This window comes from Bacillus sp. GB_SG_008, from assembly GCF_052038115.1.
Lineage (GTDB): Bacteria > Bacillota > Bacilli > Bacillales > Bacillaceae_G > Bacillus_A > Bacillus_A rhizoplanae.
The window spans coordinates 34167-50307 of record NZ_JBPZSK010000015.1 but is presented as its reverse complement, the minus strand read 5'-3'; the positions used below and the strand labels follow the sequence as shown (position 1 = coordinate 50307).

General features: G+C 36.0%; 19 protein-coding genes. 18 read left to right on the top strand and 1 reads right to left on the bottom strand.

The window, feature by feature from the left end:
* Positions 1–370: 370 nt before the first annotated feature.
* The 9 genes from ACTDJC_RS21880 to rsmI all read left to right on the top strand — a co-directional run bounded on the left by ACTDJC_RS21880 (position 371) and on the right by rsmI (position 6905).
* The gene (locus ACTDJC_RS21880) at positions 371–556 is read left to right on the top strand and encodes a sigma factor G inhibitor Gin (RefSeq protein ID WP_098305028.1); all 186 of its coding nucleotides are present in this window, start codon (positions 371–373) and stop codon (positions 554–556) included.
* A gap of 82 nt (positions 557–638) precedes the next feature.
* Positions 639–2048 carry an aminotransferase class I/II-fold pyridoxal phosphate-dependent enzyme gene (locus tag ACTDJC_RS21875; protein ID WP_440604671.1) on the top strand — a complete coding sequence of 470 codons (1410 nt, stop codon included), beginning with the start codon at positions 639–641 and terminating at the stop codon, positions 2046–2048.
* 18 nt (positions 2049–2066) lie between these two features.
* Positions 2067–2693 (top strand): dTMP kinase, encoded by a 627-nt coding sequence (gene tmk / locus ACTDJC_RS21870; RefSeq protein ID WP_253628327.1) that lies wholly within the window; start codon positions 2067–2069, stop codon positions 2691–2693.
* Between the two features lie 32 nt (positions 2694–2725).
* Positions 2726–3709, top strand: coding sequence for a DNA polymerase III subunit delta' (gene holB / locus ACTDJC_RS21865; RefSeq protein ID WP_440604670.1), 984 nt, complete (start codon positions 2726–2728; stop codon positions 3707–3709).
* Positions 3710–3713: 4 nt separating this feature from the next.
* On the top strand, positions 3714–4541 hold the full coding sequence (locus ACTDJC_RS21860; RefSeq protein WP_098305020.1) for a PSP1 domain-containing protein: 828 nt from the start codon (positions 3714–3716) through the stop codon (positions 4539–4541).
* A 14-nt stretch (positions 4542–4555) separates the two neighbouring features.
* A complete protein-coding gene (gene yabA, locus ACTDJC_RS21855; protein ID WP_141524940.1) occupies positions 4556–4906 on the top strand; it encodes a DNA replication initiation control protein YabA in 351 nt (116 codons plus the stop codon).
* Between the two features lie 146 nt (positions 4907–5052).
* Complete coding sequence (locus ACTDJC_RS21850; protein ID WP_253628329.1) at positions 5053–5793, top strand: tRNA1(Val) (adenine(37)-N6)-methyltransferase; 741 nt, start codon at positions 5053–5055, stop codon at positions 5791–5793.
* The gene (locus ACTDJC_RS21845) at positions 5780–6070 is read left to right on the top strand and encodes a GIY-YIG nuclease family protein (protein ID WP_098305014.1); all 291 of its coding nucleotides are present in this window, start codon (positions 5780–5782) and stop codon (positions 6068–6070) included. The genes ACTDJC_RS21850 and ACTDJC_RS21845 overlap by 14 nt, the downstream gene beginning before the upstream one ends.
* Positions 6039–6905: a 16S rRNA (cytidine(1402)-2'-O)-methyltransferase gene (gene rsmI, locus ACTDJC_RS21840; protein ID WP_098305012.1), complete on the top strand. Its 867-nt coding sequence runs from the start codon at positions 6039–6041 to the stop codon at positions 6903–6905. Before ACTDJC_RS21845 ends, rsmI begins: the two co-directional genes overlap by 32 nt.
* A 29-nt stretch (positions 6906–6934) precedes the next feature.
* Here the strand turns inward: rsmI and ACTDJC_RS21835 are convergent, their stop codons facing one another.
* Complete coding sequence (locus tag ACTDJC_RS21835) at positions 6935–7219, bottom strand: AbrB/MazE/SpoVT family DNA-binding domain-containing protein (RefSeq protein ID WP_098305010.1); 285 nt, start codon at positions 7217–7219, stop codon at positions 6935–6937.
* A gap of 367 nt (positions 7220–7586) precedes the next feature.
* Between ACTDJC_RS21835 and metG the strand changes: the two genes are divergently transcribed.
* The 9 genes from metG (at position 7587) to ispE (ending at position 16127) form a co-directional block, all read left to right on the top strand.
* Entirely contained in the window at positions 7587–9569 is a 1983-nt protein-coding gene (metG, locus tag ACTDJC_RS21830; RefSeq protein ID WP_253628330.1) for a methionine--tRNA ligase, read from the top strand.
* Between the two features lie 178 nt (positions 9570–9747).
* Entirely contained in the window at positions 9748–10515 is a 768-nt protein-coding gene (locus tag ACTDJC_RS21825; RefSeq protein WP_253628331.1) for a TatD family hydrolase, read from the top strand.
* Between the two features lie 142 nt (positions 10516–10657).
* Positions 10658–11854, top strand: coding sequence for a ubiquitin-like domain-containing protein (locus ACTDJC_RS21820; RefSeq protein WP_440604669.1), 1197 nt, complete (start codon positions 10658–10660; stop codon positions 11852–11854).
* Positions 11855–11979: 125 nt separating this feature from the next.
* A complete protein-coding gene (gene rnmV / locus ACTDJC_RS21815; protein ID WP_440604668.1) occupies positions 11980–12537 on the top strand; it encodes a ribonuclease M5 in 558 nt (185 codons plus the stop codon).
* Positions 12534–13409, top strand: coding sequence for a 16S rRNA (adenine(1518)-N(6)/adenine(1519)-N(6))-dimethyltransferase RsmA (gene rsmA, locus ACTDJC_RS21810; RefSeq protein WP_098305000.1), 876 nt, complete (start codon positions 12534–12536; stop codon positions 13407–13409). Before rnmV ends, rsmA begins: the two co-directional genes overlap by 4 nt.
* A 109-nt stretch (positions 13410–13518) precedes the next feature.
* On the top strand, positions 13519–14382 hold the full coding sequence (yabG, locus tag ACTDJC_RS21805; protein ID WP_098304998.1) for a sporulation peptidase YabG: 864 nt from the start codon (positions 13519–13521) through the stop codon (positions 14380–14382).
* Between the two features lie 139 nt (positions 14383–14521).
* Entirely contained in the window at positions 14522–14797 is a 276-nt protein-coding gene (gene veg, locus ACTDJC_RS21800; RefSeq protein WP_098304996.1) for a biofilm formation stimulator Veg, read from the top strand.
* Between the two features lie 95 nt (positions 14798–14892).
* Positions 14893–15072: an acid-soluble spore protein SspF gene (gene sspF / locus ACTDJC_RS21795; protein ID WP_001985066.1), complete on the top strand. Its 180-nt coding sequence runs from the start codon at positions 14893–14895 to the stop codon at positions 15070–15072.
* 185 nt (positions 15073–15257) lie between these two features.
* Positions 15258–16127: a 4-(cytidine 5'-diphospho)-2-C-methyl-D-erythritol kinase gene (ispE, locus tag ACTDJC_RS21790; protein ID WP_141524939.1), complete on the top strand. Its 870-nt coding sequence runs from the start codon at positions 15258–15260 to the stop codon at positions 16125–16127.
* The last annotated feature ends 14 nt before the right edge of the window (positions 16128–16141 follow it).

The window sequence follows — 16141 nt, the reverse complement described above, 5'->3', positions numbered from 1 at the left end:
GCTCTCTAGCGCCGATGGTAGTTGGGACTTTGTCCCTGTGAGAGTAGGACGTTGCCAGGCAAACGAAAGACGAGTCATTGGACTCGTCTTTTTATTTTTACCCCGGTATTCTCGAGTAGTAGGATTCACTCTTAAGAAATAGATGGGGTACCGTCTATAAGGGCAGGTTGATTCAACTATTTCTCAGACAGACACTTTGCCTAGAAATGATTCATACACTAAAAGTGTAAAAGGACGTATATATTTTAAAAAAGTGTTAACGCTTATAAATGTATTGTTTCATTTCGTATAGAGGGGAGGAAGGCTTAATTATCGTTTGTCTAGTTTTATATAATGATGGTTAGATAGACTACGATAAATAAGCGAATATATGGGGTACGTTACAACAAAAGAAGAGATTTGTATTGTGTGTGAACATAAGAAGGATAGTGGAATTCATTTGTATACGAGTTTTATATGTGAATCATGTGAGCGAGAAATGATAGAAACAAGTACAAATAATCCGAAGTATATGTTTTATTTACAGCAATTGCGAAAGATACAAGTATCGCGTTAGAAAATAGGCATATTTGCCTATTATTTTTTTTGTACAAATCTCGGTATAATGTAGAGAGAATGAATAATAAGGAAGAGTGAGTATGGATCAAAGAAAAATGCCCTTATATGAAGCATTAAAGACCTTTGTAAGTAAGAAGCCATTATCCTTTCATGTTCCAGGTCATAAAAGTGGAACGAATTTTCCAGATGAAGCACAGGAGTATTTTCATGATATACTTTCTATTGACGTAACAGAGCTTACTGGACTTGATGATCTTCATAGTCCATTTGAATGTATAGAAGAAGCACAACAATTATTAGCAGATTTATATGAAGCACAAAAAAGTTATTTTTTAATCAATGGTTCAACCGTTGGGAATTTAGCTATGCTGTTAGCATGCTGTAATGAACATGATACGGTTCTTGTACAAAGAAATGCTCATAAATCCATTATGAATGGTCTTAAACTAGCTGGGGCACGTCCTGTCTTTCTAGAGCCATGGATTGATGAAAAGTATGGTGTACCAGTGGGTGTTCCTTATGAAGTGATTGAAGCTGCAATTCAACAATATCCACAAGCGAAAGCTCTTATTTTAACGCATCCCAATTATTATGGTATGGGTGTAGATTTAGAAAAGAGTGTTGCATTAGCACATGCACATCGTATTCCTGTTTTGGTAGATGAGGCACATGGAGCGCATTTTTGTGTTGGAGAGCCTTTTCCAAAATCGGCACTTGCATACGGAGCTGATATCGTTGTTCATTCAGCTCATAAAACATTACCAGCAATGACAATGGGATCATACTTACATGTAAATAGCACTCTCGTTGATGAAGAAAAGGTTTCTTCTTATTTAAATATATTGCAATCTAGTAGTCCGTCTTATCCAATAATGGCTTCATTAGATATAGCCCGTTTTGCATTAGCGAAGATAAAAGAAGAAGGTTGTAAGGAGATTGCTACATTTACTCAGCAAATTCGTACAGCATTAAATCGTATTCCACAATTTGCTGTTTTAGAGTATCCAATACAAGATGCATTGAAAGTAACAGTGCAAACACGCTGTAAGCTCTCTGGATATGAATTACAACGTGTATTTGAAGAGATCGGTATGTATGTTGAAATGGCAGATCCCTATAATGTTTTACTTATCTTACCACTCCAAGTAAATGAGGATTATATAAAAGTAATTGATAGGCTACAAGGTGCACTATGCTCATATGATGTAGAAGATACTAGGCCGTGTATTTATTATCCTGATAAAGAAAATTTATCTTCTTTATCGTTTACATATAAGGAGTTGGAGAAGTATAAGAAAAAAGTTGTACCTTTACAGGAGGCGTTAGGTATGATTGCGGCCGAGATGATTATACCGTATCCACCAGGGATTCCTTTGCTTATGTATGGAGAAGAAATTACGTTAGAGCATATAAATCAAATTTCTTATTTAGAAGAGACTGGTGCACGTTTTCAAGGAAATACAAAAAATATTACTGTATATGATATATAGAGAAAGAGGTTTTTATAGATGAAGGGATTGTTTGTAACAATTGAAGGACCAGAAGGATCAGGAAAATCTACATTAATTACAAAATTATTGCCGTACTTTGAGAAGAAGGAACAAAAAGTAATGGCAACACGCGAACCAGGTGGTATTACAATTTCAGAAGAAATTCGTACCATTTTACATAAAAAAGAGCATACAATGATGGAAGCACGTACAGAAGCATTATTATATGCTGCAGCACGCAGACAACATCTAGTAGAGAAAGTCATGCCAGCCTTAGAAGATAGTTATATTGTAATATGTGATCGTTTTATTGATAGCTCCCTTGCTTATCAAGGATATGCAAGAGGTCTTGGTGTCGACAAGGTGTTTGAAATTAATCGTTTTGCGACAGAAGATTGTATGCCGGATATTACAATCTATTTAGATATTGATCCAGAGGTTGGCTTAGCACGTATTAGAAAAGATGATAATAGAGAAGTAAACCGTTTAGATTTAGAAAGTATGGAGTTTCATAAACGTGTTCGTGAAGGATATTTACAATTAGTAGATCGATTTGCGGATCGCATCGTCGTTGTAAATGCAGATCAACCAATGGAAGCTGTTGTAGAAGAAGTTACTCAGCTTATTGAACAAAAGTTGTTATAATAGAAGAAAGTATAAAAAGTGAGGTATGAAACATGACGAAGACGTGGGAACAACTGTCTCTTATACAACCCATTGTTGTAAAAATGTTAATGAATAGTATTGCAAAAGAGCGTATATCCCACGCTTATTTGTTAGAAGGGCCAAAAGGAACAGGGAAGCTTGAAACAGCTATGCAAATGGCGAAAAGTTTTCTTTGTTTGCAGCGAAATGGAGTAGAACCTTGTCATACATGTACGAATTGCCGACGTATTCATTCGGGTAATCACCCAAACGTATATACGGTTACACCAGATGGGCTATCAATTAAGAAACAGCAAATTCACGAATTACAAGAAGAGTTTTCTAAAACCGGTCTAGAAGCAACTAAAAAAATATATATTATTGAGCATGCAGATAAGATGACGACAAACGCCGCGAATACATTGCTTAAATTTTTAGAAGAACCGAGCGGTGATACAACAGCTATTTTATTAACGGAGCAAAGTCATCAAATTTTAAGTACCATTTTATCACGATGTCAAATTGTTACATTTCGCTCTCTTCCAAAAGATGCTCTGGTAAATCGGTTACAAAGGGAAGAAGTAAGTTTTTCTTTAGGGAATCTTGCGGCTGAACTTACAAATAGTTTTGATGAGGCGTTATCGTTTTGTGGTGATGAATGGTTTGCACAAGCACGAACTTTAGTGATAAAATTATGTGAAGCCCTAGAGAAAGATACCACGTCTCTTTTTTTTGTACAGGAGAAGTGGGTGAAGCATTTTGGAGAGAAAGAACAATTACAGTTAGGATTAGATATGTTGCTCCTTATTTATAAGGATTTATTATATGTTCAATTGGGAGAAGAAGATCGTCTAGTTTTTCAAGACCAAAAAGGGTTATTCCAATCTTTTTCCTATTCTCAAAAGCGCATTGTATCGGCTCTTTTCAATATATTAGAAGCAAAAAATAGAATCAACGCTAATGTAAATGCGCAGCTTGTGTTCGAACAGTTAGTGTTGCGGTTACAGGAGGGATGACCGTTTGTATGATGTAGTAGGTGTTCGTTTTAAGAAGGCCGGAAAAGTGTATTACTTTGACCCAAATCAATTTGATATCTCAGAAAATGAATTTGCGATCGTGGAAACAGTACGGGGAATTGAATATGGGAAAGTTGTCATCACGAAGAAACAAGTCGATGAAAATGATGTTGTACTCCCATTAAAGAAAGTCATTCGTATCGCAGATGAAAATGATCGTACAATTGTTGAGGAAAATAAACGTGCAGCAAAAGAAGCGTATCAAGTTTGTCAGCAAAAAGTAGTCGAGCATGATCTTGATATGAAACTTGTTGACGTGGAATATACATTTGATCGCAATAAGGTTATTTTTTATTTTACAGCGGATGGTCGTATTGATTTTCGTGAGCTTGTAAAAGACTTAGCCGCTATTTTTCGGACAAGAATCGAGTTAAGACAGATTGGTGTTCGTGATGAAGCAAAAATGCTTGGCGGTATTGGTCCATGCGGCCGAATGCTGTGCTGTTCTACTTTTTTAGGGGATTTTGAACCTGTATCCATTAAAATGGCAAAAGATCAAAATTTATCATTAAATCCTGCGAAAATCTCTGGGTTATGTGGTCGACTGATGTGTTGTTTAAAGTATGAAAATGATGAATATGAAGCAGCAAAAGAGCAGCTTCCAGATTTAGATGAAAAAATACAAACACCGCATGGTCTTGGTCGTGTAATCGGGTTAAATATTTTAGAAAGATTAATTCAAGTGGAATTAGTAGACAAGGAACGGATAGTAGAATATACGTTAGATGAATTAATAAATAAAGGGGTCGTTTCGAGTCAAACCACAGATTAATGAGGTGGGTGCTTGTGGAGAAAAAAGATATTTTTGCAGCGGTTTCCAGTATGGAAGAGCAAATTGGATATCTCTATAAACAGTTGGGAGAGCTAAAGCAGCATCTCGCAGAGCTACTTGAAGAAAACCAACATATTAAAATGGAAAATGAAAATTTGCGAAATCGTTTTGAAGAAATTCAGAATAAGCAGAAACAAAAGTCGAATAAACGAAAAGAGATAAAGCCTAAAATAGATATCGGTGAAGGATATGATAATTTGGCACGCCTGTATCAAGAGGGTTTTCATATTTGTAATTTGCATTATGGAAGTGTACGTAAAGAAGGGGATTGTTTATTCTGTTTATCCTTTTTAAATAAAAAATAAAATTACCTTTCCAATAAATTGGAAAGGTAATTTTTTGTACATATAACCAAAATATAAGTAAAACAGATTAGACTGTTATGAACATAGCATAGATTGTCTTAACGTCTGTTAAAATAAGCTTGAATGATGAGGAAGGAAAGAAATATATGCAATTGTATGGAGATGAACGTTTAGATTATTTACTATCAAAAGATATGAAAATTATTCAAAGTCCGTCAGTATTTAATTTTTCATTAGATGCAGTATTATTAGCAAACTTTGCGTGGATGCCAATTCAGAAAGGGAATATATTAGATTTGTGCACAGGAAATGCAGTGATTCCTCTTTTATTAAGTTCCCGTACGAAAGGGAAGATTACGGGAGTTGAAATACAAGAGCGTATTTACAACATGGGTGTTAGAAGTGTTCAATATAATGATTTAGAAGAGAGAATACAGCTTATTCATGGTGATTTAAAGCATATGCCAGAGCAAATAGGGCGACATCAGTTTGATGTTGTTACATGCAATCCACCATACTTTCAAACACCAAAACCTTCTGAACAAAATTTTAATGAGCATTTAGCGATTGCTCGTCACGAAATTATGTGTACGTTAGAAGACGTTGTACGTGTTAGCAGCCAACTTGTTAAGCAAGGGGGAAAAGTGGCTTTTGTACATCGTCCTGGTCGTTTACTTGATATTGTAACGCTTATGAGAAAATATAAAATTGAACCAAAACGCCTCCAATTTGTATATCCAAAAGTAGGTAAAGAAGCCAATACGTTATTAATTGAAGGTATTAAAGATGGGAATGCTGATTTGAAAATTTTGCCGCCTCTTTTTGTATATGAAGATAATAACGAATATACGAAAGAAATGAACGCGATTTTATATGGAGCAGAATAAGCATTATTTTTATGTTGTTGAATGTGCTGATGGGAGCTACTATGCGGGATATACAAACCATTTAGAGAAGCGAATTGAAGCTCATAATAGCGGAAAAGGAGCACGCTATACAAGAGCAAGGCGTCCTGTTAGGTTAAAATACTTTGAAACTTATGAAGAAAAAAGGACTGCAATGCAGGCAGAATATCGTTTTAAGCAGTTAAAACGGAAACAAAAAGATGAGTATATACAAAAAGGAGACTATTATGTGGCAGCAAAAAAGCTTTCAAATGAATGAGAGAGGAACATTATATTTAGTTCCAACTCCAATTGGAAATTTAGAAGATATGACATTTCGTGCGATTCGTATATTAAAAGAAGCGGACTTTATTGCAGCAGAGGATACAAGGCAAACGAAAAAACTATGTAATTATTTTGAAATTGAAACACCGGTAATGAGTTATCATGAGCATAATAAAGAAGTGAGCGGTCGAAAAATTTTAGATATGTTAGAACAAGGAAAAACGGTAGCAATTGTCAGTGATGCAGGTATGCCATGTATTTCGGATCCTGGTTATGACATCGTTGTACAAGCAGTAGAGCAGCAGTATTCAGTTGTGCCCCTTCCTGGTCCAAATGCTGCGCTTACAGCATTAATTGCCTCTGGATTAGAGACAAAGCACTTTTATTTCTATGGATTTTTACAGAGACATAAAAAAGAGCGTAAAGCAGAATTAGAGAAGTTACGCTATATTCCAAATACAATGATGTTTTACGAAGCGCCACATCGATTAGGAGAAACATTAATTTCTATGAAAGATGTGTTAGGGAATAGAAATGTTGTATTGTGTCGTGAGCTTACGAAGAAATTTGAAGAATTTATTCGTGGTTCCTTAGAGGAAGTCATTCATTGGGCAAAGGAAAATGAAGTGCGCGGAGAGTTTTGTGTTCTAGTAGAAGGTTCTACGGAAGAAGCTGTAGATGAAGAAGCGTGGTGGGAAACGTTAACTGTTGAGGGACATGTTGAATACTACATAGAGGAGAAAGGTCTTTCTTCTAAAGAAGCAATTAAAATAGTTGCAAAAGATCGAAATATGTCGAAACGAGATGTATATCAAGCATACCATGTTTAAAAAATAAAAGCTTCTCTATTAGAGAAGCTTTATTTTGCTGCTGCGATAAATTGTTGTAATTCTTTTAAGATTTGCTCTGCGCCTTCTGGGCTTAAAATGATTTTACCTTCAGCTAATGAAAGGTTACTATCAGAAACTTCACCAGTTACTTGGCAAGTCATGTTTGGCTTATATTTTTTTAAGATAATTTTCTCGTCATCAACGTAGATTTCAAGAGCATCCTTTTCTGCAATACCTAGTGTGCGGCGTAATTCAATTGGAATTACAACGCGGCCTAATTCATCAACTTTACGAACGATACCAGTAGATTTCATATTTGTTTCTCCTCCTCATATTTTGCAAGTTTGTACATCTATTTGAATTCGTCATTTTTCGACAAAATACCCTATGCACATATGATACCAATCATTGACATTTCCGTCAATTCTTTAATTGTAAAATTTATAAAAGTTTTGTAGATTTTCGCATCTACTTATTATATATACTAAAAAATAATAGATGTATAGAGAGATTTATTTTATTATCTTAATTTTATTGATAATTCCGAAGTGTTAAAATGTATATTTTTTCTTAATATGAGTAATAGATGATAAAGATATAGAGCATTCACTCGTCTTTATACCTAAGTTTTTGATATACTGTTTATAAATACATATGAGGTCATTTGGGAGGTTCAAAACAATGACAGAGGAAAATAAGACCTTTTACATTACCACTCCGATTTATTATCCAAGTGGAAAACTTCACATCGGACATGCTTATACGACGGTAGCGGGGGATGCAATGGCACGCTATAAACGTATGCAAGGATATGATGTCTACTATTTAACAGGCACTGATGAACATGGACAAAAGATTCAAAAGAAAGCAGAAGAATTAAATGTTACACCACAAGCGTATGTTGATAACATTGTAGCAGGAATTAAAGAGTTGTGGGGAAAAATGGATATTTCTTATGATGATTTTATCCGTACAACAGAAGATCGTCATAAAGAAGTTGTAGAAAAAATCTTTAAGCAACTTGTTGATCAAGGTGATATTTATCTTGATGAATATGAAGGTTGGTATTCTGTACAAGATGAAACATTCTATACAGAGCATCAACTTGTTGACCCAGTGATGGAAAATGGAAAAGTAATTGGTGGAAAGAGCCCAGATAGTGGTCATCCAGTAGAACTTGTTCGTGAAGAATCATATTTCTTTAGAATGGGGAAATATGTAGATCGACTATTAAAGTTCTATGAAGATAATCCACACTTCATTCAACCAGAATCACGCAAAAATGAAATGATTAATAATTTTATTAAACCAGGATTAGAAGATTTAGCTGTTTCTCGTACTTCTTTTGACTGGGGTGTTCGTGTACCGGGTAATCCGAAGCATGTTATTTACGTGTGGGTAGATGCATTATCTAACTATATTACGGCATTAGGTTACGGAACAGCGAATGAAGAAAAGTATAAAAAATATTGGCCAGCAGATGTTCATTTAGTAGGAAAAGAAATTGTTCGTTTCCATACAATTTATTGGCCAATTATTTTAATGGCTCTTGATTTACCACTTCCGAAAAAAGTATTTGCACATGGTTGGATTTTAATGAAAGACGGAAAAATGAGTAAATCAAAAGGAAATGTAGTAGATCCTGTCACATTAATTAATCGTTACGGTTTAGATGCACTTCGTTACTACCTACTTCGTGAGGTACCATTTGGATCAGATGGTGTATTTACACCAGAGGGATTTGTTGAGCGTATTAACTTCGATCTTGCGAATGATTTAGGAAATTTATTAAATCGTACAGTAGCAATGATTGATAAATATTTTGGTGGGGAAATTCCAGCCTACAAAGCAAATGTAACAGAATTTGATGAAACTTTAGTAACATTTGCAAAAGATACACTGCAAAAAGTAGAAGCTTCAATGGAAAACATGGAGTTTTCGGTAGCACTAAGCACAATTTGGCAATTTGTTAGCCGTACAAATAAATATATAGATGAAACACAACCTTGGGTATTAGCAAAAGATGAAAGTGATCGTGAGAAACTCGCTTCTGTTATGGCGCATCTTGCAGAAGCACTTCGACAAACAGCGATTATGTTAATGCCATTTTTAACAGAAACACCAGGAAAAATCTTTGAACAAATTGGGATTACAGATGAAGAATATAAAACTTGGAACAGCCTTTCTACAATTGGTTGCATTCCAACTGGCACAAAAGTTGCGAAAGGGCAGCCTGTATTCCCGCGTTTAGAAGTAGAAGTAGAAGTAGAGTATATTAAAGAACAAATGAAAGGCGCTGCTCCAAAAGTAGAAGAGAAGAAAGAAGCGGAGCCAAAGGCAGAAGAAATTACAATTGACGATTTCTTTAAAGTAGATCTACGTGTAGCAGAAGTGTTAGATGCAGAACCTGTGAAAAAAGCAGACAAGCTGTTAAAGATACAACTTGATTTAGGCACAGAAAAACGACAAGTTGTATCTGGAATTGCTAAATTTTATTCTCCAGAAGAATTAAAAGGGAAAAAGGTCATTTGTGTTACCAACTTAAAACCGGTAAAACTACGTGGTGAATTATCACAAGGTATGATTTTGGCAGGCGAAGAAAATGGAAAATTATCGTTAGCAACAGTCGATCAAAACTTACCAAATGGTACAAAAATTAAGTAATAACGACAAAATGAGAGATGTTTCACGTGTAACATTTGTGAAACATCTTTTTTCTTGTCGAAAATCTTTCTAAAATTTCCTTTTTTGTATCAAAATTGTAATATGGTTGTTATTACGTTGTTAGGAAAGTAATTTTTACCTATGATAGAATTTATTTCAAATAAAAGGAGTTATTGTTATGTTGTTTGATACACATTCACATTTAAATGCAGAGCAATTTGAAGAGGATTTACAGGAAGTAATTGCAAGAATGAAAGAAGCTGGTGTTTCTTATACAGTTGTAGTTGGTTTTGATGAAGTGACAATCAAAAAGGCAATCGAATTAGCAGAAACATATGACTTTATTTATGCAGCTGTTGGTTGGCATCCTGTTGATGCAATTGATATGACAGAAGAGCACCTAAAATGGTTAGAAGAGTTAGCAAATCATCCAAAAGTTGTTGCACTTGGTGAAATGGGCTTAGATTATCACTGGGACAAATCTCCGGAAGATGTGCAAAAGGAAGTATTTCGTAAACAGATTAGACTAGCGAGAAAGGTGAAATTACCAATCATCATACATAATCGCGACGCAACGCAAGACATCGTAGATATTTTAAAAGAGGAAAACGCATTTGAAGTAGGAGGAATTATGCATTGTTTTAGCGGTAGTGTTGAAGTCGCAAAACAGTGTATTGATATGAATTTCCTTATTTCATTAGGTGGGCCAGTAACTTTTAAAAATGCAAAGAAACCAAAAGAAGTTGCGATGGAAATTCCAATGGAACAACTTTTAATCGAAACAGATTGTCCGTATTTAACTCCTCATCCGTTTCGTGGAAAACGAAATGAACCGAGCTACGTAAAGCTTGTTGCGGAGGAAATTGCAAAATTAAAAGGATTATCTTATGAAGAAGTAGCGGTAAAAACAACAGAAAATGCAAAAAGACTATTCGGCATTCAATAATGAGAAGTAGAGGAGGAATCCCTCCTCTCACTTTTTCTTCCTTCACCTATGTTTACCTTCAGATGAGTAATACTACTTGAAATAGTAGGAGAATGAGATTCAGTAATTCTGATCTAGACAGGGACAAAGGGGGCACTTTATTGTGATTGTAAATGCAAGGAATTTATTATCCAGGTTAGAAGCGAGCAAAAAATTAGCAGTAAAATTTACGAGTGCATTAATCATTTCAGGGTCTGTTGGGACCGTAGCTTATGCAGGGACAACGGATAAAATTATTATTGAAGTAGATGGAAAGAAACAAGAAATTTATACGCATGCAAATACTGTAAGCGAATTGTTACAAGACGAGGGGATTCAAGTAACAGAAAAAGATCATATATATCCAGCACTTTCTACAAACATTAAGGGTGAAATGAAGGTGAATGTAGAAAAAGCAAGGCCATTTATGATTATGGTCGATGGGAAAGAGAAACAAGTACAATCAACAGCAAAGACAGTAAAAGATTTGTTAGTAGAAGAACATATTGAAATTAATGAACATGATAAAATATATCCTAGTTTGCATACAGATTTAGAGGGTACGAAAAAAGTCATGATTCAAAAAGCATTCCCGGTTACGTTAACTGTTAGCGGTCAAGAGCAGCAAGTATGGTCAACTTCGACTACTGTCGCTGACTTTTTGAAAGAACGACAAGTGTCACTAAGTGAAATAGATAAAGTGGAACCCGCTTTGCAGGAAGTGATGCAACGAAATATGAAGGTCAAGGTAACTCGAGTAGAAAAAGTCAGCGATGCAGTGGAAGAACCAATTCCCTTTACGGAAGTAAGACAAGAAGATTCTTCACTCTTAACGGGAACTGAAAAAGTGATTCAAGAGGGAATAGAAGGAAAAAGGAAGAAAATATTTGAAGTTGTAAAAGAGGACGGAAATGAAGTCTCAAGAGACTTACAGAAAGAAGAAGTGGTGCAAGAAGTGAAAAATCGTATTGTAGCTGTTGGTACAAAAAAAGAAGAAGAGCATACTTCAGATGGTGAAGAAGGTGTAGCTGTCAAAGAATTTTATGTACAAGCAACAGCATATTCTCCGTACTGTGGGGGCTGCGAAGGTGTAAGTGCAGGAGGCTATAATTATATGGCAAATCCCAATATGAAATTAATTGCAGTAGATCCAAGCGTTATTCCGCTCGGAACAAGGGTATGGGTAGAAGGATACGGATATGCAGTTGCTGGTGATACGGGCGGAGCGATTAAAGGAAATCGTATCGATGTTCTTATGCCAACGGAATCACAAGCATACTCTTGGGGAAGAAAACAGGTGAAAATTAAAGTGTTACAATAATATTGTAAGCAGAGGGATTTTTTCTCCTCTGCTTTTTAAATTGTATTAATAGGAAAATAATAATGGAAAAGTAGGCGTTTTTTTGTTTTACTAATTAGAGATGTGAAATGAGTGTGGAGGAAGTTATGAAGATTAAAGAAATAATTGTTGTAGAAGGTAAGGATGATACGGTTGCCGTTAAGCATGCAGTAGATGCAGATACAATTGAAACGAACGGTTCAGCGATTGGAGATCATGTTATTGAACAGGTGAAATTGGCGCAGCAAACACGAGGTGTGATTATTTTTACAGATCCCGATTACCCAGGAGAGCGTATTCGTAAAATTATTTCTGAGAAAGTACCAGGGTGTAAACACGCCTTCTTACCGAAAGAAGAAGCATTAGCGAAGCGGAAGAAGGGTGTGGGAATTGAGCATGCTTCTAATGAATCTATTCGACGTGCTTTAGAAAATTTACACGGGGAGATGGAAGCATACACGAGCGAAATTGATTGGATTGACTTAGTAGAAGCCGGACTCGTTGGCGGAGAAAAAGCAAAAAGTCGCAGAGAACGAATGGGTAAGCTATTAAAGATCGGTTATACAAATGCAAAACAGTTACATAAACGTTTGCAAATGTTCCAGATTTCAAAGCAGGATTTTGCAAAAGCGTATGAGCAAGTATTACAGGAGGAAAAGAAATGAAAGATATCGCAACACCAAATCGGACGAAAGATATTGTTGAAAAGTATGGATTTTCATTTAAAAAGAGTTTAGGGCAAAACTTTTTAATTGATACAAATGTGTTAAATCGTATTGTGGATTACGCAGAAATTGGATCTGAGAGTGGGGCAATTGAGATTGGGCCTGGTATTGGAGCGTTAACAGAGCAATTGGCAAAACGCGCTAAGAAAGTTGTAGCGTTTGAAATTGATCAACGTCTTTTACCTATTTTGGAAGAGACATTAGCGCCTTATAATAACGTAACGGTAATCAATAAGGACATCTTAAAAGCTGATGTAAATGAAGTATTTCAAGAGCGTTTTGAAGAGGTCCAAGATGTAATGGTAGTAGCAAACTTGCCATACTATGTAACAACGCCAATTTTATTTAAGTTATTAGAAGAGCAATTACCAGTGCGTGGTTTTGTGGTCATGATGCAAAAAGAAGTAGCTGATCGTTTAGCAGCTCGTCCAGGAACAAAAGATTATGGTTCATTATCAATTGCCATTCAATATTATACAGAACCTGAAACAGTGATGACGGTTCCGCGTACAGTATTTGTACCACAGCCAAATGTAGATTCAGCAGTTATTCGTTTATTAAGACGTCCAAAGCCACTTGTAGAGGTAAAGGATGAAACATTCTTCTTTGAAGTGGTGAGAGCTAGCTTTGCGCAGCGACGTAAAACATTAATGAATAACTTATCTAATAACTTAAATGGTTTTCCAAAGGATAAAATATTACTTGAGCGTATATTAGCAGAAGTTGAAATTGATCCGAAACGAAGAGGAGAAACATTATCAATTGAAGAGTTTGCAAAGCTAAGTAACGCTTTATTTTCATATAAAATGTAAAAGGTAGCTCGTTCTGAGCTGCCTTTTTTGTCACCCTTTTTTCTATAAGTTCATAGGCTACAAAAGAACGTAGTGAGTTATATGTCCCTACGAGTTTGGAGGTAGAAGAATGGCTGTACACGTTGGAGATTTAGTGGAGAGAAAGTCTTATCAGCGCGATCTTCTTTTTCGAGTAACAGAAATAAAAGATACGATAGCAATTTTGTTTGGGGAAGAATTTCGGCTCGTAGCAGATGCACCAATAGAAGATTTAGTTCTTGTTGATCAACGGGATTATACGAAAAGGGTAAAGCAGGAACGAGAAACAATGGAAAAGACATATCGTTTATTCCAACAGGATTACGTATTAATGAGGCAACGTAATGAATATCAATCAACAGGTGGTTATACAAATGAAGTAAATTACTTTCAAATGCCAGGAAAAGTGCTTCACCTTGACGGGGATCCTTTATATTTAAGAAAATGTTTAGATTTATATACGAAAATCGGTGTGCCAGTACAGGGTATTCATTGTAAAGAAACAGAGATGCACGAGAAGGTTCTAGATTTAATTGAACATGTTCGTCCTGATATCTTAGTAATTACTGGGCATGATGCCTATACAAAGTCAAAAGGGGAAATGGGAGATTTAGCAGCTTATCGTCATTCTAAGCACTTTGTACAGGCTGTACGTACAGTACGAAAGAAGTACCCCTCATTAGATCATCCTGTTATTTTTGCTGGGGCGTGTCAATCGCATTTTGAAGCCCTTATTCGAGCCGGAGCCAATTTTGCAAGTTCGCCGTCTCGTATTAATATTCATGCGTTAGATCCGGTATATGTTGTAGCAAAAGTGAGCTTTACTTCTTTTATGGAACGGGTCAATGTATGGGATGTCATACGCAATACAGTAACTGGTGAGAAGGGGCTTGGCGGAATTGAAACGAAAGGGATTTTGCGAACGGGATTGCCTTTTCAATATTATGACGAGTGAGCAAGGTAAGCATTTGCCTTGCTTTTCATATGCTTGCTTTTGGAAATTTGGATAAAAAAGTATAAGAACGTACAGACTATACATATATGATTTATATTTTTATACTTTCCATCCCAATTACAGCGAGGTGTAGCACGATATGTCGAAACGTTTAGACGAAATCAAAAGTGCACTGGACCATCATCTTGGTCAGAGGCTTATGCTAAAAGCGAATAGTGGACGAAGAAAAACGATAGAACGATCTGGTGTGTTAGCAGAAACATACCGTTCTGTTTTTGTAGTTCAACTTGACCAACAAGAAGATACATTTCAGCGTGTTTCTTACAGTTATGCAGACGTATTAACAGAAACAGTTGAGCTTACATTTTATGATGCGCAAGATAATGAGGTCATGTTAGGGGAACAGTCTGTTTAAAAATGGTCTTTGTTTGATTACATATATTTTCCGGAATTGAAGAAAGTGGCAGTGTCACATACTAAATGTACCGTAGCTATAAAGGGGGGCTTGCATTGAGTAGACGAAGAGGAGTCATGTCAAATCAATTTAAAGAAGAGCTTGCGAAAGAACTTGGATTTTATGATGTTGTGCAAAAAGAGGGATGGGGCGGAATTCGTGCGAAAGATGCTGGTAACATGGTCAAGCGTGCAATTGAAATTGCAGAGCAGCAATTGATGAAACAAAACCAGTAACGGTAAGATACTTCTATGCTACGGTGGCCGAGGAGATGCTCCTCGGCTTTTTGCACGCGAAAAAGTGGTATAAGTAGTTTCATTCTTGATGCTTTTCGTTATAATTAGGGAAGTGTCATCGTTCTACTATAAATTTATGGTAAAATAAACGATAAAAGATTGAGTACATAGAGTAGGTGAATAGATTGAAGCTACTAGTTAAAGCACCAGCAAAAATTAATTTGTCGTTAGATGTACTAGGAAAAAGGCCGGACGGTTATCATGAAGTTAAAATGATTATGACAACAATTGATTTAGCAGATCGGTTAGAACTAACAGATTTATCTGAAGACCGGATTGAAATCGTATCTCATAATCGCTATGTCCCAGACGACCAAAGAAATTTAGCTTATCAAGCGGCAAAGCTGTTAAAGGAACGCTTTCAAGTAAAAAGAGGAGTATCCATTGCAATTGAAAAAACGATTCCAGTTGCAGCGGGACTAGCAGGTGGAAGCAGCGATGCGGCTGCAGCATTACGAGGTTTGAATAAATTATGGAATCTTGGACTTACAATTGATGAACTTGCAGAATTAGGTGCCGAAATTGGATCAGATGTATCATTTTGTGTATATGGTGGGACTGCCATTGCAACAGGCCGTGGAGAGAAAATTGAACATATTAAGACACCGCCTTCTTTCTGGGTTATTTTGGCAAAGCCACATATTGGTGTATCAACAGCGGATGTATATGGAAATTTACGATTAGATCGTGTAACACACCCAAATGTAGATCGTATGGTGGAAGTGATTCAAAATGGTGACTACGAAGGAATTTGTCATACAGTCGGTAATGTATTAGAAGATGTAACATTTTCAATGCATCCTGAAGTTGCACATATTAAAGCACAGATGAAACGTTTTGGTGCAGATGCAGTTTTAATGAGTGGTAGTGGGCCAACGGTTTTTGGTCTAGTTCGTCATGATTCACGCATGCACCGTATTTATAACGGATTAAAAGGATTTTGTGATCAAGTATATGCAGTACGTTTATTAGGAGAACGAGAAAGTCTTGAATAAAGACGTATAATAAG